The organism is Brachybacterium sp. AOP24-D1-21, from assembly GCF_052378665.1.
Classification (GTDB): Bacteria; Actinomycetota; Actinomycetes; order Actinomycetales; family Dermabacteraceae; genus Brachybacterium.
Map to the genome: position 1 here is coordinate 1,509,348 of NZ_JBQSXX010000001.1, position 20,762 is coordinate 1,530,109.

General features: G+C 71.0%; 20 protein-coding genes and 1 pseudogene. 10 read left to right on the plus strand and 11 right to left on the minus strand.

The features are described 5' to 3' along the window. The first annotated feature begins 6 nt into the window (after nucleotides 1-6). From ACT3UF_RS06775 to ACT3UF_RS06785, 3 genes are read left to right on the plus strand one after another with little or no spacing between them, the layout of a single operon-like run. Nucleotides 7-345 carry an L-rhamnose mutarotase gene (locus ACT3UF_RS06775; RefSeq protein ID WP_444608187.1) on the plus strand — a complete coding sequence of 113 codons (339 nt, stop codon included), beginning with the start codon at nucleotides 7-9 and terminating at the stop codon, nucleotides 343-345. Beyond that, nucleotides 342-1,370 carry an aldo/keto reductase gene (locus tag ACT3UF_RS06780; protein WP_444608188.1) on the plus strand — a complete coding sequence of 343 codons (1,029 nt, stop codon included), beginning with the start codon at nucleotides 342-344 and terminating at the stop codon, nucleotides 1,368-1,370. Before ACT3UF_RS06775 ends, ACT3UF_RS06780 begins: the two co-directional genes overlap by 4 nt. Beyond that, complete coding sequence (locus ACT3UF_RS06785) at nucleotides 1,357-2,289, plus strand: amidohydrolase family protein (protein ID WP_444608189.1); 933 nt, start codon at nucleotides 1,357-1,359, stop codon at nucleotides 2,287-2,289. Before ACT3UF_RS06780 ends, ACT3UF_RS06785 begins: the two co-directional genes overlap by 14 nt. Nucleotides 2,290-2,318: 29 nt before the next feature. On the opposite strand, the gene ACT3UF_RS06790 is transcribed toward ACT3UF_RS06785, so the two are convergent. The 6 genes from ACT3UF_RS06790 to ACT3UF_RS06815 all read right to left on the minus strand — a co-directional run bounded on the left by ACT3UF_RS06790 (nucleotide 2,319) and on the right by ACT3UF_RS06815 (nucleotide 8,745). Continuing rightward, complete coding sequence (locus ACT3UF_RS06790; protein WP_444608190.1) at nucleotides 2,319-3,011, minus strand: FadR/GntR family transcriptional regulator; 693 nt, start codon at nucleotides 3,009-3,011, stop codon at nucleotides 2,319-2,321. Nucleotides 3,012-3,122: 111 nt separating this feature from the next. Beyond that, nucleotides 3,123-4,160 carry an L-idonate 5-dehydrogenase gene (locus ACT3UF_RS06795; RefSeq protein WP_444608191.1) on the minus strand — a complete coding sequence of 346 codons (1,038 nt, stop codon included), beginning with the start codon at nucleotides 4,158-4,160 and terminating at the stop codon, nucleotides 3,123-3,125. A gap of 51 nt (nucleotides 4,161-4,211) precedes the next feature. Beyond that, entirely contained in the window at nucleotides 4,212-5,435 is a 1,224-nt protein-coding gene (locus ACT3UF_RS06800) for a toxic anion resistance protein (RefSeq protein WP_444608192.1), read from the minus strand. A 130-nt stretch (nucleotides 5,436-5,565) separates the two neighbouring features. Beyond that, entirely contained in the window at nucleotides 5,566-6,534 is a 969-nt protein-coding gene (locus ACT3UF_RS06805; RefSeq protein WP_444608193.1) for a hypothetical protein, read from the minus strand. A 216-nt stretch (nucleotides 6,535-6,750) separates the two neighbouring features. Then, nucleotides 6,751-7,710, minus strand: coding sequence for a cation-transporting ATPase (locus ACT3UF_RS06810; protein WP_444608194.1), 960 nt, complete (start codon nucleotides 7,708-7,710; stop codon nucleotides 6,751-6,753). A 282-nt stretch (nucleotides 7,711-7,992) separates the two neighbouring features. Further along, nucleotides 7,993-8,745, minus strand: a complete 753-nt coding sequence (locus tag ACT3UF_RS06815; protein ID WP_444608195.1) for a TSUP family transporter — start codon at nucleotides 8,743-8,745, stop codon at nucleotides 7,993-7,995. A gap of 194 nt (nucleotides 8,746-8,939) precedes the next feature. On the opposite strand from ACT3UF_RS06815, the gene ACT3UF_RS06820 reads away from it, so the two are divergent. Next, nucleotides 8,940-9,773, plus strand: coding sequence for an aldo/keto reductase (locus ACT3UF_RS06820; RefSeq protein ID WP_444608196.1), 834 nt, complete (start codon nucleotides 8,940-8,942; stop codon nucleotides 9,771-9,773). Nucleotides 9,774-9,919: 146 nt separating this feature from the next. On the opposite strand, the gene ACT3UF_RS06825 is transcribed toward ACT3UF_RS06820, so the two are convergent. Then, nucleotides 9,920-11,365 (minus strand): family 4 glycosyl hydrolase, encoded by a 1,446-nt coding sequence (locus ACT3UF_RS06825; RefSeq protein WP_444608197.1) that lies wholly within the window; start codon nucleotides 11,363-11,365, stop codon nucleotides 9,920-9,922. Nucleotides 11,366-11,481: 116 nt separating this feature from the next. Here ACT3UF_RS06825 and ACT3UF_RS06830 point away from each other — a divergent pair, with 116 nt between their 5' ends. From ACT3UF_RS06830 to ACT3UF_RS06845, 4 genes are read left to right on the plus strand one after another with little or no spacing between them, the layout of a single operon-like run. Then, nucleotides 11,482-12,846 carry an ABC transporter substrate-binding protein gene (locus tag ACT3UF_RS06830; protein ID WP_444608198.1) on the plus strand — a complete coding sequence of 455 codons (1,365 nt, stop codon included), beginning with the start codon at nucleotides 11,482-11,484 and terminating at the stop codon, nucleotides 12,844-12,846. 4 nt (nucleotides 12,847-12,850) lie between these two features. Then, entirely contained in the window at nucleotides 12,851-13,855 is a 1,005-nt protein-coding gene (locus ACT3UF_RS06835; RefSeq protein WP_444608199.1) for a carbohydrate ABC transporter permease, read from the plus strand. After that, nucleotides 13,852-14,655, plus strand: coding sequence for a carbohydrate ABC transporter permease (locus ACT3UF_RS06840; RefSeq protein WP_444608200.1), 804 nt, complete (start codon nucleotides 13,852-13,854; stop codon nucleotides 14,653-14,655). Before ACT3UF_RS06835 ends, ACT3UF_RS06840 begins: the two co-directional genes overlap by 4 nt. Then, nucleotides 14,652-15,920, plus strand: coding sequence for a PfkB family carbohydrate kinase (locus ACT3UF_RS06845; protein WP_444608201.1), 1,269 nt, complete (start codon nucleotides 14,652-14,654; stop codon nucleotides 15,918-15,920). Before ACT3UF_RS06840 ends, ACT3UF_RS06845 begins: the two co-directional genes overlap by 4 nt. A 172-nt stretch (nucleotides 15,921-16,092) precedes the next feature. On the opposite strand, the gene ACT3UF_RS06850 is transcribed toward ACT3UF_RS06845, so the two are convergent. Together ACT3UF_RS06850 and ACT3UF_RS06855 are read right to left on the minus strand one after the other, a co-directional pair. Beyond that, entirely contained in the window at nucleotides 16,093-16,644 is a 552-nt protein-coding gene (locus ACT3UF_RS06850; RefSeq protein ID WP_444598910.1) for a dihydrofolate reductase family protein, read from the minus strand. Between the two features lie 494 nt (nucleotides 16,645-17,138). Then, entirely contained in the window at nucleotides 17,139-17,876 is a 738-nt protein-coding gene (locus ACT3UF_RS06855) for a TSUP family transporter (protein WP_444598911.1), read from the minus strand. 137 nt (nucleotides 17,877-18,013) lie between these two features. Between ACT3UF_RS06855 and ACT3UF_RS06860 the strand changes: the two genes are divergently transcribed. Then, the gene (locus ACT3UF_RS06860; RefSeq protein WP_444598912.1) at nucleotides 18,014-18,841 is read left to right on the plus strand and encodes an SDR family oxidoreductase; all 828 of its coding nucleotides are present in this window, start codon (nucleotides 18,014-18,016) and stop codon (nucleotides 18,839-18,841) included. Between the two features lie 70 nt (nucleotides 18,842-18,911). Here the strand turns inward: ACT3UF_RS06860 and ACT3UF_RS06865 are convergent, their stop codons facing one another. Both ACT3UF_RS06865 and ACT3UF_RS06870 read right to left on the minus strand, forming a co-directional pair. Beyond that, nucleotides 18,912-19,262: a hypothetical protein gene (locus ACT3UF_RS06865; RefSeq protein ID WP_444598913.1), complete on the minus strand. Its 351-nt coding sequence runs from the start codon at nucleotides 19,260-19,262 to the stop codon at nucleotides 18,912-18,914. Nucleotides 19,263-19,315: 53 nt separating this feature from the next. Continuing rightward, nucleotides 19,316-20,281, minus strand: a pseudogene (locus ACT3UF_RS06870) (amidohydrolase); the annotation flags it as partial. Nucleotides 20,282-20,420: 139 nt separating this feature from the next. On the opposite strand from ACT3UF_RS06870, the gene ACT3UF_RS06875 reads away from it, so the two are divergent. Beyond that, entirely contained in the window at nucleotides 20,421-20,603 is a 183-nt protein-coding gene (locus ACT3UF_RS06875; protein WP_444501984.1) for a hypothetical protein, read from the plus strand. The last annotated feature ends 159 nt before the right edge of the window (nucleotides 20,604-20,762 follow it).

Genomic DNA, 20,762 nt, shown 5'->3' on the forward strand with positions numbered 1-20,762 from the left:
ACTCCCATGGAACAGATCGCCCTGCACACCCGCATCGCCGAAGGGCGTGAGGCGGACTACGACCGCGAGCACGCCCGCATCTCCGACGAGCTCGATGCCGCCCTGCGCGCGGCGGGAGTGCACGCCTGGCGGATCTGGCGCGACGGCCGCGACATCTTCCACCTGGTCGAGGTCGAGGACTACCGCGCCATGCGCCGGCAGCTCGCCGAGGATCCGGTGAACCTCCGCTGGCAGGAGCACATCAACCAGTTCCTCGAGGTGGCCGACGACTACGGCGGCGAGGGCTCCGGGATCCGTCCCGTCTGGTCCCTGCCCCAGGAAGCGCCCGGGGCGGAGAGCGCATGAGCGCCGCCCCGCAGCTAGAGCTGCCTCGCCTCGGATTCGGCGCCGCCCAGCTCGGCAACCTCTACCGGACCACCTCCGACGAGGAGGCCGACGGCGCGGTCGCCGCCGCCTGGGAGGCCGGGATCCGGTACTTCGACACCGCACCCCACTACGGGATCGGCACCAGCGAACGACGCCTCGGGCAGCGACTGGCCGGCTACCCGCGCGAGGAGTACCTGGTCTCCACCAAGGTGGGTCGCCTGCTACTGCCGGGGCCCGGCACCGGCGACGACATGGACAGCGCCTTTGCCGTGCCCGATGACTACGTGCGGCAGTGGGACTTCTCCGAGGTCGGGGTGCGGCGCTCCCACGCGGAATCCCTTCAGCGGCTCGGCCTGCACCGGGTGGACATCCTCTTCGCGCACGACCCGGAGGAGGGGCCGACGGAGCAGGCCTTCACCGAGGGCCTGCCGGCGCTGGCGAGGATGCGCGAGGAGGGGCTGGTCCGCGCCGTCGGCGTCGGCTCCAAGGACGTGGCGGTGCTGCTCCGCGCCGTCCGCACGGGGCTGATTGACCTGGTGATGCTCTCGGGCCGGTACACCCTACTCGAGCAGGCCGGCGCCGAGGAGCTGCTCGCCGCGTGCGTGCAGCACGACGTGGGGATCGTGGCGGTCTCCGTGTTCAACTCCGGCCTGCTCGCCCAGCATCAGGTCCCCGAGAACGCCACCTATGAGTACGCCCAGGCTCCTGCCGCGATGCTCGCCCGCGCCCGTCAGCTCGCGAGGATCGCCGAGCAGTACAGCGTCACCCTCCCGGACCTCGCCGTGCAGTACCCGCTGCGCCACCCTGCCGTGCGCTCGGTGGTGCTGGGGATGCGCACCGCCGCCCAGGTGCGCTCGAACGCCCAGCGGATGAGCACCGAGATCCCGACCGCGGCCTGGGCGGACGTGGAACGGACCGATCCCGATGCGGCCGCCGGGACAGTCGCACGCACTGCCGCGCAGCCCGGTACCGCTGCCGGAGGGCCCGTCGATGGCACCCGTTGAGCCGGTCACCGACACCCACCTGCACCTGTGGGACCTTGCCGAGAGCCCCTACGCCTGGCTCGCCGGCGCCGCCCTCGAGCTGCGCCGCACGGTCGAGATCGACCAGGTGCGCCCCGGGCTGCGGGACCTCGGCGTCACCCGGGTCGTCCTTGTCCAGGCCGACGACACCGTCGAGGACACCGCCCACCTCCAACGGACCGCCCGCGCGATCGAGGCGCACGCGGCACAGACCGGGCAGGGCATCGCCCGTGCGGACGTTGTGGGCTGGCTGCCGCTGCAGGATCCCGCGACGGTGCGGGACGCGCTCGCCGATCCGAGCCGCACCGACCATCTCGTCGGCATCCGGCACCTCGTGCACGACGAGCCCGATCCGGGATTCCTGGATCTTCCCGAGGTCACCCGATCCCTCGAGCTGCTGGCCACGGCCGGCCTCCCCCTCGATGTGCCCGACGCCTTCGAGCGTCACATGGAGCAGGTGGTCCGCGTCGCTCGGCGTCACCCCGGGCTCACCGTGGTGCTCGACCACCTGGGCAAGCCCCCGCTCGGGGACACCCCGGCGATGGAGCGCTGGCAGGCACAGCTCGAGGCGATCGCCGCCTGCCCTAACGTCGTCGCGAAGGTCTCCGGACTCGCGACCAGCGGGAACGGTGACTTCGCGGCCGCGGTAGATCTCGCGCTGGAGCTGTTCGGTGCCGAGCGGCTGATGGTCGGCTCGGACTGGCCGATCGCGTCCCGGCCACTGGACCTCGGCAGCGGCTTCGCGCGCGTGCTCGAGCACGTGCGCAGCTGGTCAGAGGCCGACGTCCGTGCCGTCGCGCACGAGACTGCGGAGCGGGTCTACCGGCGGCTCGATGAGGCGCCGACGGCCGCCGGGGCAAGCCCTACACGTTCCGCCACCGCGCCGTCGAGGCGTACCTGACGTCGGACTGGCCGGACGTCTCGTAGAGCTCACTCCGTCGGCGGTTCCCCCTGCGCGAGCAGCCAGGACTCGACCCCGGCCACATGCGCCGCCGCATAGGTGCGGGCGAGGTCGGGCCTCCGGGCCCGGAGTGCGTCCAGGATCCGTCGGTGCTCGGCGAGGGTGCGCTCCACGGACGAGTCGTCGGTCAGTCCGCGCCACACCCGGGCGCGGGCGGTGGAACCGGCCAGGCTGTCCAGCAGCGAGCTGAGGTAGTCGTTGGGGCAGCGCTGGTTGATCAGCTGGTGGAAGGTGATATCCGCTGCGACCAGCTCCTGGATGCTCGAGCTGTCGTCGAGATCCTCCATCGTCTGCTCGAGCTGCACGAAGTCCTCGTCGGTCAGGTGCGGGCAGGCCTGCTCGACCGCAGCCGGTTCGAGCAGACGTCGGATCTCCAGGATCTCGACGTAGCTGGAATCCTGGTGGAGGTCGAGCACGAAGGCGAGGGATTCCAGCAGCTGCTCGGGCTCGAGTGCGGTCACATAGGTGCCGTCGCCCTGGCGCACGTCGAGCACCCGGATCACGGACAGCGCCTTGACCGCCTCGCGCAGCGAGTTGCGGGAGACACCGATCGTCTCGGACAGCTCGGCCTCGGTGGGCAGGCGGTCGCCAGGCTTCAGCGTCCCGTCGACCACCATCTGTTTGATCGCGCTGATCGCACGGTCGGTGACGGTGGAGGCCATCAGCGCTGTGCCCGGGCAGCGGAGCTCAGGTGCTCCGGGGCAGGTGGGATGGACGGAGCCGACATCAAGAACCTCCGGGATGAGGATGTGCAGTGATCGGCCGAGCCTAGCTCAGAGGTCCGATGAGTCGGCGACCTCCGGGTTCATCCGCAGCAGGACCTTGCTCGCGGTGCTCCGATCACTGGCCGTGCGGAAGGCGAGCTCCGCGTCGACGAGGTCGAACTCGTGGGAGATCAGGGGTTCAGGATCGATGTCGCTCGCCAGGAGCGCGATGGCTTCGGCGAACTCGGTGTGGAACCGCCACGAGCCATGGAGCTGGATCTCCTTGTTCACCAGTGCGTTCCCGAGGATCGCGGTGGTGCCCGGGGGAAGGATGCCGACCTGGACGATCCGCCCGCCGGGACGGACGGCGCGGATGCAGCTGTTCAGCCCCGCGGCGGTTCCGGAGGCTTCGATGGCGACGTCGATCTGCCCGGCCAGTTCGTGCGGCTCGGACCGGTCGGCGCGGACCAGGATGTCCGCGCCCATCTGCTCGGCCAGGCCCAGGGCGTGGTCGGTGAGGTCGGAGGCGATGACCGTGCCGGCGCCGGCGTGCTTGGCCGCGGCGACGGCAAGGCTGCCGATCGGACCGGCCCCTGTGACCAGCAGCGTCGTGCCGGCGAGGTCGCCCGCGCGGCGAACAGCGTGGTACGCGACGCTGAACGGCTCGGCCAACGCGGCACGGCGCAGCGTCATGCCGGGCGGCAGCGGAAAGGCCCGTTCGGCGGCCACCACGAGCTGCTCGGTGAAGCCGCCCTGGATGTGCGGGGTGTGCGCGGCCGAGCCGAGGTATCGGCTGGCACGGCAGAGGTGCGGCTGACCCTCCAGACACACAGGGCATTCGCCGCAGACCTCTGCCGGATGCACCGCGACGGGCTGCCCGATCTCCAGCCCGCTCACCCCCGTACCCAGCGCGGCGATCCGGCCGACGACTTCGTGTCCGAGCACCAGCGGTTCGGTGATCGTGAACTCACCGGCCGCCCCATCGTGGAAGTAGTGCAGGTCCGATCCGCAGATGCCGCCGTAGGCGATGTCGATGGCGACTTCGTCCTCGGCGGGCTCCGGCTGCGGGCGCTGCTCGACGACGAGCTCACCGGAAGCCTTCTTCACGCATGCCAGCATAGTTGTCTCTCCTGTCTGGAGGCCGTGTGGGCGTCCGGCTCAGTTCCGGTCTTCGATCTCCAGCAGGTCCATCGCCGAAGCGCTCTCGATCTCGGCGTGCTCGGGCTGCTCCTTCTGCATCCGCTCCAGGTACGGCTGGGAGCGCTGCACCTGCTGCTCGAGGCTGTTCACCGTGGCCAGGAAGTTCTCGTTGGCCTTGGTGCGGAAGGCGTCGATCCCATCCATGGTGGTGAACAGGTTGTCGAAGGCCTTCTGCAGAGTCTCGGGGGAGACGCCGGAGGTCGCGGCCTGCTCCTGGATCTTCACGGAGTTGTCCGCGAGCATCTGCGAGGTGCGGGAGATGAGGTTGTCGGTGGTGCGGTTGACCGCGTCGATCTGGTCCAGCACGATCTTCTGGTTCTCGAGCGCCTGGGCTGTGATCACCGCGGTGCGCAGCGCCGTGACGGTGGTGGTGCGCGCCCGCTCCACACCCTGCTGGAGCTTGGTGTTGTTGTCCTCGATCAGGCCCATCGACAGGTAGGCCTGCACGGTGACGGCGATCTGGGTGGCCACGTCCTGGCGGCGCTGGCGCACGGCGAACAGCACGTCCTTCTCGAGGGCGGCGGCTTCGGCGGCCTTGCCCTCGGTGCGGGTCTGCTCGGCCCGGCGCACCGCCCGGTCATCCAGCAGGCTCAGCAGGTAGGCGGCCTTCTGCAGCGCAGCGAGGTCCTCCCAGAGCGCGCGGCGCTCCACGGACAGCTCGGCATTGTCCTTCTGCAGCATCTCCTGGCCGCGAGAGAGGGCGCCGAGCACCTGGTCCAGCTGGTCCTGGTTCGACTCGAAGTTGCGGAAGTAGCGCTTGGCGACGTTGCGGCCGGGCAGAAAGCTCAGGGCCTTCTCCGCGAAGGTCTCGTCCTTCGGGGCCAGGTCCTCCATCGTGGTGCGCAGCTCGGAGAGCGACTTCGCGACCGACTCCTGCGCATTGCCCTTCTCCTTCGACTCCCGCAGCGACTGCTGCATGAAGCGGGAGGAGGTCTGGCTGGTGCGCTCGAAGGTCCGACGAGCCACCGCGCCGAGCGCGTTGACCTGTGCGGTGAACTCCTGCGAGTGCGGGTTCATCCCCGCGACCTGCTCCACCCAGTCGTCGGCCCGCTGTTCGAGCTCCTGCGCCTTCTCCTGGGGAAGATCGGGCAGCACCGAGACGGCGTCGTCATCGCTGATCTGCTCGATCGGCGCGGCGGGCGTGATCTCTTCGGCGGGGGTGGGCGGCTGCAGCTTGTCCATCGGTGCCTCCTGGGCGGTGCGGTGGGTGGAAGTCGGTGCGGGGACGGGAAGTTCTGAGGCCGGGTAGGGCCGGGCCGGGGCGGGGCGGCCTGAGTGGGTCAGAGCGGGTGGGGAAGGCCTGACGGGTGGGTCAGACATCGATGATCGGATTCAGGTGCTGGTCGGCGAAGCGGGTGCGCAGGAACTCGGAGTGCACCTCGAGGGAACGGGAGACCCCGCCGACGATGTCGCTCTCGATCTGCTCGACCCCCTCGGCCAGCACGCCGAGCTGCTGGTCGATGCTCTCGAGGTTATCGAGCGCCTCCTGTCGGGCGGACCCTGCGAAGGACTGCAGGAAGCCGAGGGTGTCCTCCGCCGCCCCGACCAGCTCCGGCACATAGCGGCAGGCGATCCCCTCGAGCATGGTCACCTCCGCGGCCGACGGGCGCAGCGACTGCAGCTGCTCGGAGCCGACCAGCGCATCGATCCGGGTGACCAGGGAGTCGACGTCATCCAGCACCCGGGTCGCGCCGGGGACGGTGGCGCGCGGTCGCAGCCGGGCGCTGCGCTCACGGGTTTCGGCGTCAGCCTGGAGGATCTGCTCGAGAACGGTGCGCGTGCTGCCGGTGACCGAGGCGTCCAGCACCGGGCGCTCGTCCTCGCTGCGGCGCGGCGCGTTCAACGCCAGGGCGCTGCCGCCGAGGGTGACCACGCCGATCCCGGCGGCCGCGGCGAGCACCAGCAGCGGACCGGCCACCGCAGTGCCGAGCCCCAGCACCACCGTCGCGATCGCGGCCAGACCGCCCAGCAGCAGCGGCGCGCCGAATCGCACCAGCGGGGAGCGGCGCGGCCCGCCGACGGCCTTCGAGGCGGGGGAGTGGACCTTCCCCTCGAGCGGCTTCTCGAGCGGACCCCACAGGTCACGACGCTCCGCCGTGGCCTTCCAGGGCAGGTCCTGGTCCCCGGGGGCGAAAGAGAGCGACTCGTCGGCGGCGAGGTTCCAGTCCGGGTCGCCGGAAGTGGGCGCGAAAGGATCAGGGAAGCGGCTGTTCCCACCGTTGTTCCCACTGCTCGTCCCACTGCTCGGCCGGTCGGCCGACGGATCGCGTTCTTCGCTCACTGGTTCCGGCTGTCCTCCCCGAGGCGGGGACGAGGCGTCGCTGCACGATCGGGGAACCGATCCTGTGATCGCTCCCGGTCCTGTGCGAGCGCCTCGTCCTGGGCGTGCCGAAAGGTTATCGCGAGCCACTGGACAACGCCCGAGGATTCGCCGGGCGCGTAGTCAGCCCGGCCCGCTCTGGCGCACACGGGCCGTGGGGAACCCGCGACACCAGGCTCAGCGACCGAAGAGGTCGCCGAGCCCGAGGTCCGAGATCCGGTCTCCGATACCGGAAACCTGCTCGCCGGCGCCCGACACCGCCCCGCCGACACCGTCGGCCATGCCGTCGACGCCCTGCATCCCCTCGAAGCCCTGGAAGTCCGTGATGCCCTGCAGGTCCTCGATGCCTGAGAATCCTTCGACACCCTCGAACATCCCGCTGAGATCGCCCGCGAGATCGGGGGCCAGGGAGTCGACGTCGATGCCTGCGCCGACCGCGTCCTGCAGCAGCGAGCCGCCGACGGAAGTGACGACGGCGCCGCCGGCGACCACGGCCAGCAGGCCCCCGACGCCGAGCGCACCAGCTCCGAGCGCGCCGGCTCCGACGGCCCCCGCGCCCATTGCTGCAGCGCCGGCACCTCGGCGTCCTCCGCCGCCGGAGCTGCCCAGCAGGCGGGTCAACCGCCGTGGATCGAGCATCGCGAGCCGGGTCGCGGAGCGGGCCATGTCCTGCGGGGCATCGGTGCGGGGCCGCTCACCCTCCGGCAGCTCCGAGCGCAGGGTCGCGGTCAGCTGCGCGCGCTGGTGCGGGGTGAGCTTCTCGAAGGCCTCGCGGTGGACCTGTTCGAGCTGGTCAGGCTCCGCGGTGCGCACCAGGTAGTCGTAGCGCGCGATCGCGCGACGGTCCTCCGCCGAGAGGTCAGCGCCGGGGGAGGAAGCTTCCGTGCGGGCGGGACTACCGGAGGGTGCCGCGCCACGGGCGGGGGCGGGCCGGCGCGGGGTGGCCGTGTCCTGCCGGGTGGCGGAGCGGCCGTGGCCGTGCGCCTCGGCGGACGAGGAGCTGTCGCCGGTCAGCGAGTCGGCGGCGCTGCGCACGAGCGAGCGCCAGTCGGAGCCCTGCCCCGAGCCGGTGGAGCTTGTGCTCCGGGAGTCCAGGGCCTTCTGTGCAGTGCCGAGGAGGCGGCGGAAAGTGCTCACGTCGGTCCTTCCGGTGGGGGTCGCACCCGGTGGCCCGGGCACCGTACGAGGGTGAGGGCCCCACCTCCGTGCGCGCCGGGCCCGAGCCCGGAGTTCCCTGGGAGCCGGGGTGGCCGGTGTGGCGAGCTGCTGCCCCTGGCCCTCACCGAGTCGTAGGAAACGGTCCTGAAACCCTGGGGTGGTGCATGTTTGCTACGCCTCGGTGCGAGGGGGCGAGGGAGGGCTCGCCTCGGGGCAGCTGCCACTCAGGCGCCGCCGGTGCGGGAGCTCAGGTGCGGGAGCTCACCCCAGCAGCAGTCGCAGCCCGGTCCACAGCGACAGCAGCGCGCCGACGAAGCCGAGCACCACCACCAGCTGCTGGATGCCGCTCTCGCGCAGCTGCTTCTGGACCAGCTCGCCGAGTCCCACGGCGACCACCACGGCGGCGAGCATCGCGATCCACACCCATCCGGGCAGGTCGGGCAGCTGGCCGTCGTCCCAGGCCCACTTCGTCCCGAACGATACCGAGGAGACGAGGATCCACAGCGGCTGCAGCGTCGCCACCATGGGCAGGGCAGGCCACCGTGACAGCACCGCGTAGACGGTCGCGGCCGGTCCGCCGACGCCGCCGAGCACGGTGCCCAGCCCGATCCCCACCCCGGTGACGACCTGGGCGGTGTGTCCGTCCACCGTGGTGTCCACGCGGGCCAGCAGCACCGAGATCACCAGGCTCAGCAGCACCAGCAGCGCCACCACCAGGTACAGCGGAGCGGGCGGGGAGATCGAGGAGAGCCACGCCGCGCCCGGCATCACCGCGATCGCGGGCAGTCCCAGCCAGAGCACCTTGCGCCACTTGATCTGGGACCAGATCCGCGGCAGCATCACGATCGGCATGAGCCCGCCCAGGAAGTTCGCCAGCATGATGCCCTCGTGCGCACCGATCAGCACCACGGCGTACGGGGCGAACACGATGCCCAGCCCCATCCCGGCCACGCGCTGGATCATCGCGCAGAGGAGCACCAGGCTGATCAGGGTCAACGCCAGGGTGAGGGGCACGGAGGCCACGGTAGCGGGTGCGCTGCCGGCCGCTCCGGACCGCGCGGGACCGCGCGGGAAAGCACGGCAGCGACGGCACGGGAAAGCGCCGCGGCGCCGGAAGCGAGGCTGAGGCGGCAGCAAGCGAAGACGCCGCGGCGCCGGGAAGCGAAGCTATAGGATCATCCGGCAACCGCATCCCCAGGAGGCTTCGCATGACCACGATTCCCGCTCTGCCCTTCCATGACGGCTCATCCGTCCCCCAGCTCGGCTATGGCGTCTGGCAGGTCGAGGACGAGGTCGCGGCGGACGTGGTCCGTCAGGCGATCGAGGCGGGATACCGCCACATCGACACCGCCGCCGGGTACCGGAACGAGGGCGGTGTGGGCCGTGCCGTGAAGGCCTCGGGTGTGCCGCGCGAGGAGCTGTTCATCACCACCAAGCTCGCCAACGGCGATCAGGGCTTCGACTCCGCGAAGCAGGCGCTGCAGACCTCCCTCGATGCGCTCGAGATGGACTACGTGGATCTCTACCTCATCCACTGGGCGAGCCCGCAGCGCGGGAAGTACGTGGAGTCCTGGAAGGCGCTGATCGAGCTGCAGAAGGAGGGGAAGGCGAAGTCCATCGGCGTCTCCAACTTCCCGATCGAGCAGCTCGAGGAGATCATCGCCGAGACCGGCGTGGTGCCCGTGATGCATCAGATCGAGCTGCATCCCGAGTTCCAGCAGGCCGAGCTGCGCGCCCACCATGCCGAGAAGGGGATCCTCACCGAAGCCTGGTCCCCGCTGGGCCAGGGCGGCGACATCCTGCAGAACCCGGTGATCACCGAGATCGCCGCCGCTCACCACGTCGACGCTGGCCAGGTGATCATCGCCTGGCACCTCGCCATCGGCAACGTGGTGATCCCCAAGACCGTGACCCCTGAGCGCATCATCTCGAACCTCGCCGCAGCGGGGATCGAGCTGACGGCCGAGGAGATCGAGCGGATCAACGCCCTGGATCGGGCCGACGGCCGGATCGGCGCGGACCCCGCGAACCCGGGGTTCTGAGCCTCTGAGCCCTTTTGAGCCACTGAGCCCCTGAGCCAATGAGCGCTCCTGAGTCCCGGAGTCCCTGAGCCCCTGTGCCCGGGTCACCAGGGCTCAGGGGCGCCAGGGCATCCGGGCACCGGGGCACCCGCGCGCAGCAGCTGCGCTCAGCTCTCTCCGAGCAGCGCCGCGATCTCCGGGTGCCCGGCCACGTAGCCCTCGAGCAGCCTCCGGCCCAGCTCCGGTGAGCTGACCAGGGGATGCATCGAGAAGCCCTGCCAGGCCGCCTCGCGGGAGCCGGTCATCGCGGCCTCGAGGATCTTCCGCTCGGCGGCGCGCAGGGTGCTCATCATGCCGAGCCGTCCCAGCCCCACCGGGGCGACGGGCTGCGGGTGCACGCCCTCGCCGTCGACCACGCACAGCACCTCGAGCACGGCATCGGCCGGCAGCTCCGGAACGATCCGCTGCTCCGGGGGAGCTTCGCTGCCGGTGGGGGCATTGCCGACGTCCAGGATCATCCGCTCGCTGCGTCCGGTGGCGAGCGCGGTCATCAGCCGCAGCGCCACCTCCTGGTAGCCACCGCCGGCGATGTCCTCCTCGCGGCGCTCCTCGTCCCGGGACTCCGCCATATACGTCGCTTCGCGCTCACGGAGGGTCTCGCGCCAGAGGTCCAGGGGCGAGGTGCAGCAGGAGGCCGGCTCGGAGCTCTCGGCCGCGGCGAGGTAGAAGTCGCCCTGCTGCTTCGCGAGGAACTCCCCGCGGGTGGTCGCGGCGCCGGTGATGCGGTCGATCGCGGCGGCGGTGTGCAGGTAGTAGAAGAGGTACTCGTTGGGCAGAGCGCCGTCGGCCCGCACCCAGTCCTTGCCGATCAGGCGCGCCTCCTCGATCTCCTCGAGGGCGGCGTCGTCGGCGAGCAGGCCGGGCAGGCGGTCCTCGCCGTCGATGGTCACCGAGCGCAGCCAGCCCAGGTGGTTCAGGCCCACATACTCGAAGCTCGCCACGGTGCCGTCGGCCCCGCGCCCGTCCGCGCCGCGCTCGCCGGCCACCAGGTCCACACCGAGCAGGCGGCCCACGCGGCGCACCAGACCGATGGGGGTATCGCAGATGCCCACCACCTTGTCCCCGAGCACAGTGCGCATCGCCTCGGTGACGATCCCCGCAGGGTTGGTGAAGTTGATGACCCAGGCGCCCGGTGCGACGTCGGCGATCACGCGGGCTGCCTCGAGGGCGACGGGGATCGTGCGCAGGGCGTAGGCGAGGCCGCCGGGGCCGATGGTCTCCTGGCCCAGCAGGCCGAGCCCCAGGGCGACCCGCTCGTCGACGGTGCGGGCCTCCGCGCCGCCCACCCGGATCGCGCTGAACACGAAGTCCGCGCCGGTCACGGCCTCGCGCAGGTCGGTGGTGGCGGTGAGGCGGGGCAGGGTCGTCGCGCGCCCGTCGGCGGTCAGCTGCGCGCCCACGCCCTCGATTACGGCGGTGATGGTCCGCAGGCGTGCGGAGTCCACGTCGTACAGCGCGACCTCGTCGACGGTCAGGCCGGTGGCGGCGGTGGCGACCGCCTCGTACACGAGGGGGACGCGGAATCCTCCGCCGCCCAGGATGGCGAGCTTCATGTCATCGCACGCTAGCACCGCCGTGGTGCGATCATGGAGGTCGTGACCGGCGAAATCGCTGGTTCGATCGCAGCCCGCACGGGTGTCGGGCCGCGCGAGCATCTCTGGAGGAGACCATGCGACGTCGACACTTCCTTTCTGCAGGAGCATCACTGAGCGGCCTCGGCCTGCTGGCCGCCTGCGCTCCCGGCTCGGACTCCCCGGAGGGTGAGGGTGCGGCGCCCGCCCCGAAGGCTGACGAGGTCGAGACGGACATCGCCGCCCTCGGGGACATCACCCTGGTGGTGTGGGACCAGGAGGTGCGCGGTGCGCAGAACGACGCGATCGAGGCGCTGATCGGAAGCTTCGAGGAGCAGTACCCGAACGTCACCGTCAAGCGGCAGTCCCAGTCCTTCGACGACCTCCAGCAGCAGACGGGTCTGGCGCTGTCCGGCAACGACGTGCCGGACGTTCTGCAGGTCAACAACGCCCGCGGCGACATGGGCACCTTCGTGGCGGACGGCCTGCTCACGGACCTGACCGGCTACGCGGAGGCCTACGGCTGGGAAGACCGCTTCACCCCCAGCGTGCTGGACAAGATGAAGTACTCGGCCGACGGTGTCACCTTCGGCGAGGGCTCCCTCTACGGGCTCGCCCAGACCGGCGAGGTCTGCGGGATCTACTACTCCCAGAAGAAGCTCGACGCGCTGGGCCTGCAGGCCCCGACCAGCTGGGATGAGGTCTTCTCCCTGGTCGAGGCGGCGGCGGCGGCCGATGAGCAGCCGATCATGCTGGGCAACCTCGATCAGTGGCCGTCACTGCACCTCTTCGGCCCGCTGCAGGCGAACTTCGTGCCCGCCGAGACCATCGTGACCCTCGGCATGGGCAACTCCGGCGCGGACTGGACCACCGACGACAACCTCGCCGCCCTCACCCAGCTCGCCGAATGGGGCGCCAGCGGCGCGCTCGGCGACTCCCCGAACGGGCTCGCCTACGACGATGCCTGGCCGCTGTTCACCGAGGGCACCGGCGTGCTGCTGATCGGCGGCTCCTGGCTGGGCCCCGACATGGAGGCCGTGATGGGCGAGGACCTGCGCTTCATGGCCCCGCCCGCCGGGGTCGATGGGAAGGTCGCCACCACCGGCGGCACCGGCATCCCCTTCTCGATCCCCGCCGCTGCGAAGAACGCCGCTGCGGCCGCCGCCTTCATCGACTACATCACGAGCGATGAGGCGATGGCGATGATCGCCGAGAACGGCGGCATGCCCGTGAACCGCACCGCGGAGCTGGCCCCGGAATCTGGCGTGAACAAGGACATCTACGAGGCGTTCGACGCGGTCTCCACCGAGGGCACCCTGCTGCCCTATCTCGACTACGCGACCCCCTCCTTCGCGGATACCGCCGGCGCGACCCTGCAGGAGCTGATCGGAGGCCAGACCGACGCGGCCGGTGCTGCCGGAGCCCTGCAGGAGGACTACGCCGCGTTCTCCGAGGGATCCTGACCCGATGACCCCCGCCCGCTCCGCGACCCCGCCCGGCGCAGCGTCCGCCGCAGCACCCGGTGGGCCGACGGGCGGGCGCCGAGCAGGTCCGGACCGCGCGCGGGCCGACGGTCCGCCGCGCAGGCGCCGGGCCAGGCCCTCCGCGGTGGCCCGTTCGCAGTCCACCCCGTACCTGTTCCTGCTCCCGGCGCTGCTGGTCTACGGCGCCTTCGCGCTCTACCCGCTGGGTCGGGCCGCGCAGTTCTCCCTGTTCGAATGGAAGGGCTTCGGCCCCTCCACCTTCGTGGGCCTGCAGAACTACGCGGACCTCGCCGGGGATGCGGACTTCCGCGCCGCGATCGGCAACGCGCTGCTGCTGATCGTCTTCTACTCGGTGATCCCGGTGGTGGTGGGCCTGGCGCTCGCGGCGATCCTGCGCCGTGGGCAGGTGCGGGGGATGGGCTTCTTCCGCACCGTGATCTTCCTGCCGCAGGTGATCGCGCTGGTGGTGGTGGCCGTCGCCTGGCGGCAGATCTACTCCCCGCACGGGTTGCTGAACGACATGCTGCGCACCGTCGGCCTGGACGCTTTGACCCGCGGCTGGTTGGGGGATCCCGGCACCGCGCTGCCCGCGGTGGGGTTCATCGGCACCTGGGTGCAGATGGGGCTGGTGATGCTGCTGCTGCTGGCCGGCATGGGCCGTATCCCCGCTGAGCTGTTCGAGGCCGCGCGGCTGGATGGGGCAGGGCCGGTGCGGGAGTTCTTCGCGATCACCCTGCCCGCGGTGCGCGGGGAGATCACTGTCGCGCTGGTGCTGACGATCATCGCGGCGCTGAAGACCTTCGATCTGGTCTATATGACCACCTCCGGCGGGCCCGGAAACTCCACCACCGTGCCCAGCTACGAGGTGTACCTGCGCGCCTTCGACCTGCGTGAGGTGGGCTCCGCCTCCGCGGTCGCGATCGTGCTCACGCTGCTGATCTTCGCGATCAACGTGGGCGTCACCCGCATCGGGGAGCGTGAGTCATGAGGGTCTCCCGCGCCGAGACGTCGATGAATTACGTGATCCTGATCGGGTTCGCCCTGTTCGCCCTGATCCCGGTGCTCACGATCCTCGCCACCTCCGTCTCCGCCCCGCTGGGGGAGAGCGGCGGGCTGCACCTGACCAACTTCGCGAGGGCCTGGACCGTGGGCGGGTTCGGTCGCTCGCTTGGGAACTCGGTGGTGGTCGCCGCGATCGTGGTGACCCTGTCACTGGTGCTGTCGGTGCTGGCCGGTTACGCCTTCGGCACGATGCGCTTCCGTGGCTCGACAGCGCTGTTCTACCTGTTCCTGCTGGGGCTGATGATCCCCGCCGAGGCGACGATCATCCCGCTGTTCTTCGACCTGCGCAGCCTGGGCCTGACCGACACCTATATCGCGATCGCGATGCCGCAGGTCGCCCAGTCCGTCGCCTTCGGCACCTTCTGGATGCGGGCCCAGTTCCGGGCGATGCCGGTGAGCCTGCTGGAGGCCGCGGCGCTCGACGGCGCCGGCCCCCTGCGCGCCCTGACCCGGATCATGGCCCCCGCCGCGCGGCCCGGGATCCTCACCATGCTGGTGCTGGTGTTCATGTGGACCTGGAACGAATTCCTGATCGCCCTGATCATGGCCCCCGGTGGCCGGCTGCGCACGGCCCCGCTGGGCCTGGCGAACTTCCAGGGCCAGTACACGGCCGAGACCGCGCTGCTCGCGGCGGGCGCGGTGATCGTCGCTCTGCCCACCGTGATCCTGTTCCTGTTCCTGCAACGCCACTTCATCCGCGGAATGCTCGAAGGAGCTGCTCAGTGACGACCGACGATCCCACCTTCCCCGCCGATCCCGCTCTGCTCTCCCACTCCGCTCTGACCGCCGATCCCGCCACCCCCGGCCCCACCCCCGGCTCCGGCCCCACCCCCGGCCGCCCGGCCGATCACGAGCACCCTGCCGGTGCGTCCACTCCCGCCCCGCCCGAGGCCGCCGAGCGCGACGACTGGGACCCGCTGGCCGCCCAGCGCACCCCCGAGGACCCGCCGCTGGACGTGCTGCTCTCGGGCACCGTCTTCTTCGACATCGTCTTCACCGGCATGGATCGCCTTCCCCAGCCCGGCGAGGAGCTGTGGAGCAAGGGCATGGGCTCGAGCCCCGGCGGGATCGCGAACCTCGCCACCGCCGCCGCCCGCCTGGGCCTGCGCACCGGGCTGGTCGCGGGCTTCGGGGACGACGCCTACGCCGACTGGATGTGGCACACGATGGAGAGCGAGGAGGGCATCGACCTCTCCGCCTCCCGCCGCTTCACCGACTTCCACTCCGCGCTGACCGTCTCGATCGCGGCCGACGGGGACCGCGCCATGGCCACCCACGGCCACGAGCTGCCCGAGCCGCTCTCGACCCTGATCGCCGGCGCGCCGGATGCCCGCGCCGCCGTGGTGGACCTCGCGGGGGAGACCTCCTGGTGGGCGCAGCTCGCCCAGCGTGGGTCCCTGATCTTTGCTGACATCGGCTTCGACGAGACTGGCCGCTGGGACGTGGCCGACCTCGCTCCGCTCGCCCACTGCCACGCCTTCACCCCCAATGCGCTCGAGGCGATGGCCTACACCCGCACCGACAGCCCCGACAAGGCAGTGCGCGCGCTCGCCGAGAAGGTGCCGCTCGCGGTGGTGACCGACGGCGCCCACGGCTCCTACGCGATCGACTCGGCCACCGGGGAGGAGGCGTACTGCCCGGCCGTCCCGGTCACGGCGATCGACACCACCGGCGCAGGGGATGTGTTCGCCGCGTCGCTGGTGCTGGGCACCCTGGCCGGCTGGCCGCTCGAGGAGCGGCTGAAGTTCGGCTCCCTGTGCTCGGCGCTCGCGGTCCAGCAGTTCGGCGGCTCCCTCGCCGCCCCCGGCTGGGGAGACATCCTGGACTGGTGGCGCTCCCTCACCACCGCGGCCGACGACGGAGACCTGCGCGCCGCCTACACCCGCACCGGCTACCGTTTCCTCGATGCCGTGGTCCCCGACCACCCCGTGCTGGGCCGCCGCCGCGCCCAGGGCACCTTCGCCCTGCGCTCCGACGCCGGGCGGCACTGAGGCTGGGTCGCTGGTGAACCATTGAGGCTGGCTCTGGTGAGCCACTGAGGCACTGGCTCTGGTGAACCGAGGCGTAGGAAGTGCGCACCATCGATCGCCATGGCGCACAGTTCCTACGCCTGGGCAGGCTGGTTCGTGCTCCTCAGCGGAGGCGGCGGGGTCGATGGCCAGGTCAGCCCTTCCGCGGTGTCCAGCGGGTGTAGGTGACGCCGGAGGAGAAGGCGTGGTGCTCACGCAGCTCGAGCCGCTCCTGGAACCCGTCGGGGAACAGACGGCGGCCGCGGCCCTGCACGTAGGGGTAGGTCCACAGCCGGTACTCATCCACCAGCTCTGCCTCGATCAGCGGATGGCACAGCATGATCGAGCCGGTCAGCGAGATCTCCGCGCCGGTCTGCTCCTTCAGCTCCCGCACCACGGCGACGGGATCGCCGGTCAGGAGCGTGGAGTGCTGCCAGGCCGGGTCGGTCATCGTGGAACTGACCACGTACTTCTCGAGGGAGTTCAGCTCGTCGGTGATGCCGGTGGTGTCGTTCTCCCGGACCGGCCAGAAGCCGCGGAAGTCCTCGAAGGTCTGCCGTCCCAGCACGAGCGCGTCGCAGGCGGCGCTGTCGCGCTGCAGGAGCTGCTGCTGATCGGGCGGGGAGTCGGTGGGGTCGAACCAGTCATCGAGCATCTCGATCGAGCCATCGACGGTCATGTTCTGCGTGATCACCAGTGGTCGCACCGGTGCCTCCTCGGTGGCCGTGGAGCGTCGCGTCCTCGGCGGCAGGGGGCCTCCACGAGCATCACTGCCGGGGGCTCGGAGTGTAGTCCTCGCCGCGCCGTGCCGCCATGGGCCCGGGGCAGTGCCCGTCCCGGACCGATCCTCTGCCCTCGGTCTCCGCAGACCGGCGGCCCAGGCCGTGACCAGCATGGGGAGTTCTCCCCGGGGACTTCTGCCCAGGGAGTTCACCCCATCGCGCTTCTGGCGGATCAGCCCTAGATTTCAGGTGGTTGGTGCGGGACTCTCCGAGGGGGAGAGGCACCGGCACGAGGCTCACGCAGGGCGGGAGCTGCTGGATCGACGGTGGGGGCCGACGGTCCGGCAGCGGGGGACCCCGCCGCTGCCCGCCTCGTGACCGGTGCGCACCACCGTTGGCTCTGACAGGCAATCCATCGGGGGCCAGAGGGAAAGGGCCGACGTCAGAAGATCAGCGCTGGGGGATCAGCGCCATAGGGTCAGAGCCGCACGAGCCCCTGGACGAGCGAGAGCAGCGCTCCGAGCATCGCGATCACGATCACCCAGCGCATCGCCCGGGCGCCGTGCACCCAGCGGGCCAGCACATTCCCGCCGAGCAGCCCGACCGCGAGCAGCCCCATCAGCACCGCCCATCCGGCGATCGGCAGCGTGGGCAGTGACCATTTCGCGAGCAGGGCGGCCACGCCGAGCACCGCGAAGTGCAGCTGGGCGGTGGCGGCGAAGCTGCGATGCTCCCATTTGGTGGCCAGCGCGTAGACCACCAGTCCCGGCCCGCCCACCCCGGCGGTCACGTTCATCAGGCCCGAGGCGAACCCGCCGCCGGCACCCGTCCAGAGGGAGTTCGGCACCTGCAGCGACTGCGACCCGACGGTGAACAGCAGGCCCACGATCACCAGCAGGCTGATCGCGACCGCGAGCACCGCGGGAGGCAGCCACAGCACCAGCAGCGCGCCGGGGATCGTGCCGACGATCCCTGCCGGCACCACGCGGGCCGCACGCTTCCAGTCCAGGTTCGCGTGGACCACGGCGAGGTTCAGCAGCGCCGCGACGATCCCGCACACGTTGGTGACCAGGATTCCCTCGAAGGGGCCCAGCGCCATCACCAGGAACGGGGAGGAGAGCAGCGCGAAGCCCATCCCGGTGGTGCGCACCGCCACCGCACCGGCCAGGACGGCCAGCGCAGCCAGGCCCAGCTGCCACCACTCGGGATCGATCACGCAGGTCAGAGTACGCGTTGGCGGTGGGCGCCCGGACCGGCGGAGCAGTGACCTTGTGCCCTCGAACTCGCGCCTGTGCGGGGATAGCTTCGAGGTACGAGCACTGCTCGATGCGGTGCACTCACAGGAGGTCTGTCATGACCCGTACCTACATCATCACCGGCGCCGCCTCGGGCATCGGAGCGAAGACTGCCGAGCTGCTGCGCGAGCAGGGCCATACGGTCGTCGGCGTCGACCTGCAGGGTGTCGAGGTCTCCGCGGACCTCTCCACCCCGTCCGGCCGGACCGAGGGCGCACGTCAGGCGCTCGAGGCGGCAGGCGGCGCCGTGGACGCGGTGATCCCGTCGGCCGGGCTGTCGCTGCCGAAGCCTGTCACCGCGGCGGTGAACTACTTCGGGATGACCGAGTTCCTGCAGGCGCTGCAGCCGGCGCTGGCCCGCTCCGAGGCACCGCGCGTCGCGCTGGTCTCCTCGATGTCCTCCCTGCAGCCGCTGGACCAGCAGCTGCTCGAGGCCTTCATGGCCGACGATGAGACCGCGGCGCTCGCCCGAGCGGAGGAGCTCGCCGCTGATCCGCTCACCGGGAACCTCATCTACGCCTCCTCGAAGCGGGCGATCTCCCGCTGGGTGCGCCGTGAAGCGCCCGGGGCGGCGTGGGCCGGCGCCGGCATCCCCCTGAACGCTGTCGCCCCCGGCATCGTGAAGACACCGATGACCCACGACATGCTGGCGGATCCGCAGTACGCCGCCTTCCTGGACATGGTGGTGCCGATGCCGTTGAACGGACATCAGGACGCCGAGTCCGTGGCCCGCCTGCTGATGTGGCTGACGTCGGCGGAGAACTCCCACTGCTGCGGCCAGACCTTCTACACCGACGGCGGCGCCGATGCGGTGCTGCGGGGCGATGACGTGTGGGGCTGGAACGACGAGGCGATCACCGCGAAGTTCGCGGCGTTCAGCGCCTGAGTCCCCGCCTCCGGAACGGGAGGAGAGAGGCGGGCCGCCGACGGCAGGAGTGCCGGCGGCGGCCCGTCCGTCACTGCGCGGGGCCCAGCAGCGCGAACGCGGCGCTCGCCGCGGCCTCGGTGGCGATGCGGAGCGTCGGTTGCTGATCCGGGGCCCAGAGCGGGGAGTGGTTCGGGGCGGCAACGCGTCCCTCGGCGTAGGCACCGGTGCCCCAATAGCAGTAGGGGACCCCGAACGCGGCGGGGATGGCGGAGAAGTCCTCGGAGGCGGTGGCGGGGTCCATGTGTTCCACCCGGTCCTCCCCGAGCTGGCCCACGAACGCCTCCCGCACCCGCTCGGCGAGCCCGGGGTCGTTGTCGGTGACGGGATAGCGGTTGAACAGCTCGAACTGCGCCGGTTCCGGGGAGCGGGCCGCTCGCATTCGGCGTTCACGATCCGCTGCACGCCCTCGACCAGGTGATCGAGGATCTGGTCGCTGTAGGCACGGAAGTTCAGCGCTAGTTCGGCCCGGTCCGGGATGATGTTCGCGCTGGTCCCGGCGTGGAGGGCGCCGACGGTGACCACCCCGAAGTCCCCGGGCGCGATCTCGCGGGCCACCAGGGTCTGGAGGCGGGTGACGATCGCGGCGGCGAGCACCACCGGGTCCACCCCCAGATGCGGCATCGAGCCGTGCGATCCGGCGCCATGCACCATCACCCGCATCGACACCGAGGAGCTCAGCACCGGTCCCGGCGCCACGGCGACCTTCCCCGCCGCAGGGGAGGTGAGCACGTGCTGGCCCAGGCATACATCCGGTGCGGGCACCTTGTCGATCAGGCCGTCCTCGACCATCGAGCGGGCTCCGGCCGCGATCTCCTCGCCCGGCTGGAACAGGGCGATGTAGGTGCCTGTCCAGTCCTCGCGGTGATCGGCCAGCAGCTTCGCGGCGCCAAGGCCCGCGACCACGTGGAAGTCGTGCCCGCAGGCATGCATCGTGGACTGGATCTGCCCGGCGGCGTCGGCCTGGGTGTGCTCGGAGGCGTAGGGCAGGCCGGAGGCCTCCTGGACCGGCAGGCCATCCATGTCCGCGCGCATCAGGATCGTGGGGCCTTCGCCGCGCGAGAGCACCCCCACCACGCCGCCGCCGATCTGCTGGACCTCGTACCCGTACTCGGTCAGCTGCGCGGCGACGATTCCGCGGGTGCGGGCCTCGAGCATGGAGAGCTCGGGGTGGCGGTGGAGGTCCTCGAACAGGGGTTCCTGCCAGGCGCCGTAGCTGTCCAGGGTGGCGGTCATCGCGTCGGTCAGGGTGGTCATGACGGGTCCTTTCCCGGCTCCCCGGGGCGGCGGATTCGGCCGACGGGAGGGGAGCACTTCCGAGGGTGAGGGCATGCTGCGGGAGCCGAGCGTAGCGGGGGCCGTGGGGGCGGCGGATCCGCCGGTGTGATTCGCCCGACGCATGCCCGTCGGCCCTTTCGCGAGAACCCTCGCGGCCCTACTCTTGTCGCGAGCATAAAAGATGCATGGAAACAGTGTCTGATCAGGCGGTACTCAACCCTGAGCGCCGTGCTCCCACCACATCGAGAAGGAGGGACCCACTATGGAGTCGCGTCATGACCTCACCGTCGGCAACGAGCTGAAGGCTGCCACTGAGACCGGACAGATCCAGGCGGTCCCCGGAAGCTCGGATGCGGGTGATCAGCCCACCACCTGGCGCAGCAGCGTGGGGGTCGTGGCGGCGCTCGTTGCCGCCTTCGTGCTGGTCACTCTGGTGAGCCTCTGAGCCACGGCTGAGGGGCCGCAGCGCCCCCCGGCGGGCAGTGCACCCGGCATGCTGTGCCCTCGGCGTGCAGTGCCCACGAAGCGCCGCGAAAAGAACTCGCAGGTCGGGAACGGACTCCGGTAGGTTCCGAGAATCCTGCCGTCTTCCGCCCGAAGGGTC

Coding starts and splice junctions, on each gene's coding strand:
- ACT3UF_RS06775 (WP_444608187.1), top strand. CDS start 7: ATGGAACAGATCGCCCTGCACACCCGCATCGCCGAAGGGCGTGAGGCG.
- ACT3UF_RS06780 (WP_444608188.1), top strand. CDS start 342: ATGAGCGCCGCCCCGCAGCTAGAGCTGCCTCGCCTCGGATTCGGCGCC.
- ACT3UF_RS06785 (WP_444608189.1), top strand. CDS start 1,357: ATGGCACCCGTTGAGCCGGTCACCGACACCCACCTGCACCTGTGGGAC.
- ACT3UF_RS06790 (WP_444608190.1), bottom strand. CDS start 3,011: ATGGCCTCCACCGTCACCGACCGTGCGATCAGCGCGATCAAACAGATG.
- ACT3UF_RS06800 (WP_444608192.1), bottom strand. CDS start 5,435: ATGGACAAGCTGCAGCCGCCCACCCCCGCCGAAGAGATCACGCCCGCC.
- ACT3UF_RS06820 (WP_444608196.1), top strand. CDS start 8,940: ATGACCACGATTCCCGCTCTGCCCTTCCATGACGGCTCATCCGTCCCC.
- ACT3UF_RS06825 (WP_444608197.1), bottom strand. CDS start 11,365: ATGAAGCTCGCCATCCTGGGCGGCGGAGGATTCCGCGTCCCCCTCGTG.
- ACT3UF_RS06830 (WP_444608198.1), top strand. CDS start 11,482: ATGCGACGTCGACACTTCCTTTCTGCAGGAGCATCACTGAGCGGCCTC.
- ACT3UF_RS06835 (WP_444608199.1), top strand. CDS start 12,851: ATGACCCCCGCCCGCTCCGCGACCCCGCCCGGCGCAGCGTCCGCCGCA.
- ACT3UF_RS06840 (WP_444608200.1), top strand. CDS start 13,852: ATGAGGGTCTCCCGCGCCGAGACGTCGATGAATTACGTGATCCTGATC.
- ACT3UF_RS06860 (WP_444598912.1), top strand. CDS start 18,014: ATGACCCGTACCTACATCATCACCGGCGCCGCCTCGGGCATCGGAGCG.
- ACT3UF_RS06865 (WP_444598913.1), bottom strand. CDS start 19,262: ATGCGAGCGGCCCGCTCCCCGGAACCGGCGCAGTTCGAGCTGTTCAAC.
- ACT3UF_RS06875 (WP_444501984.1), top strand. CDS start 20,421: ATGGAGTCGCGTCATGACCTCACCGTCGGCAACGAGCTGAAGGCTGCC.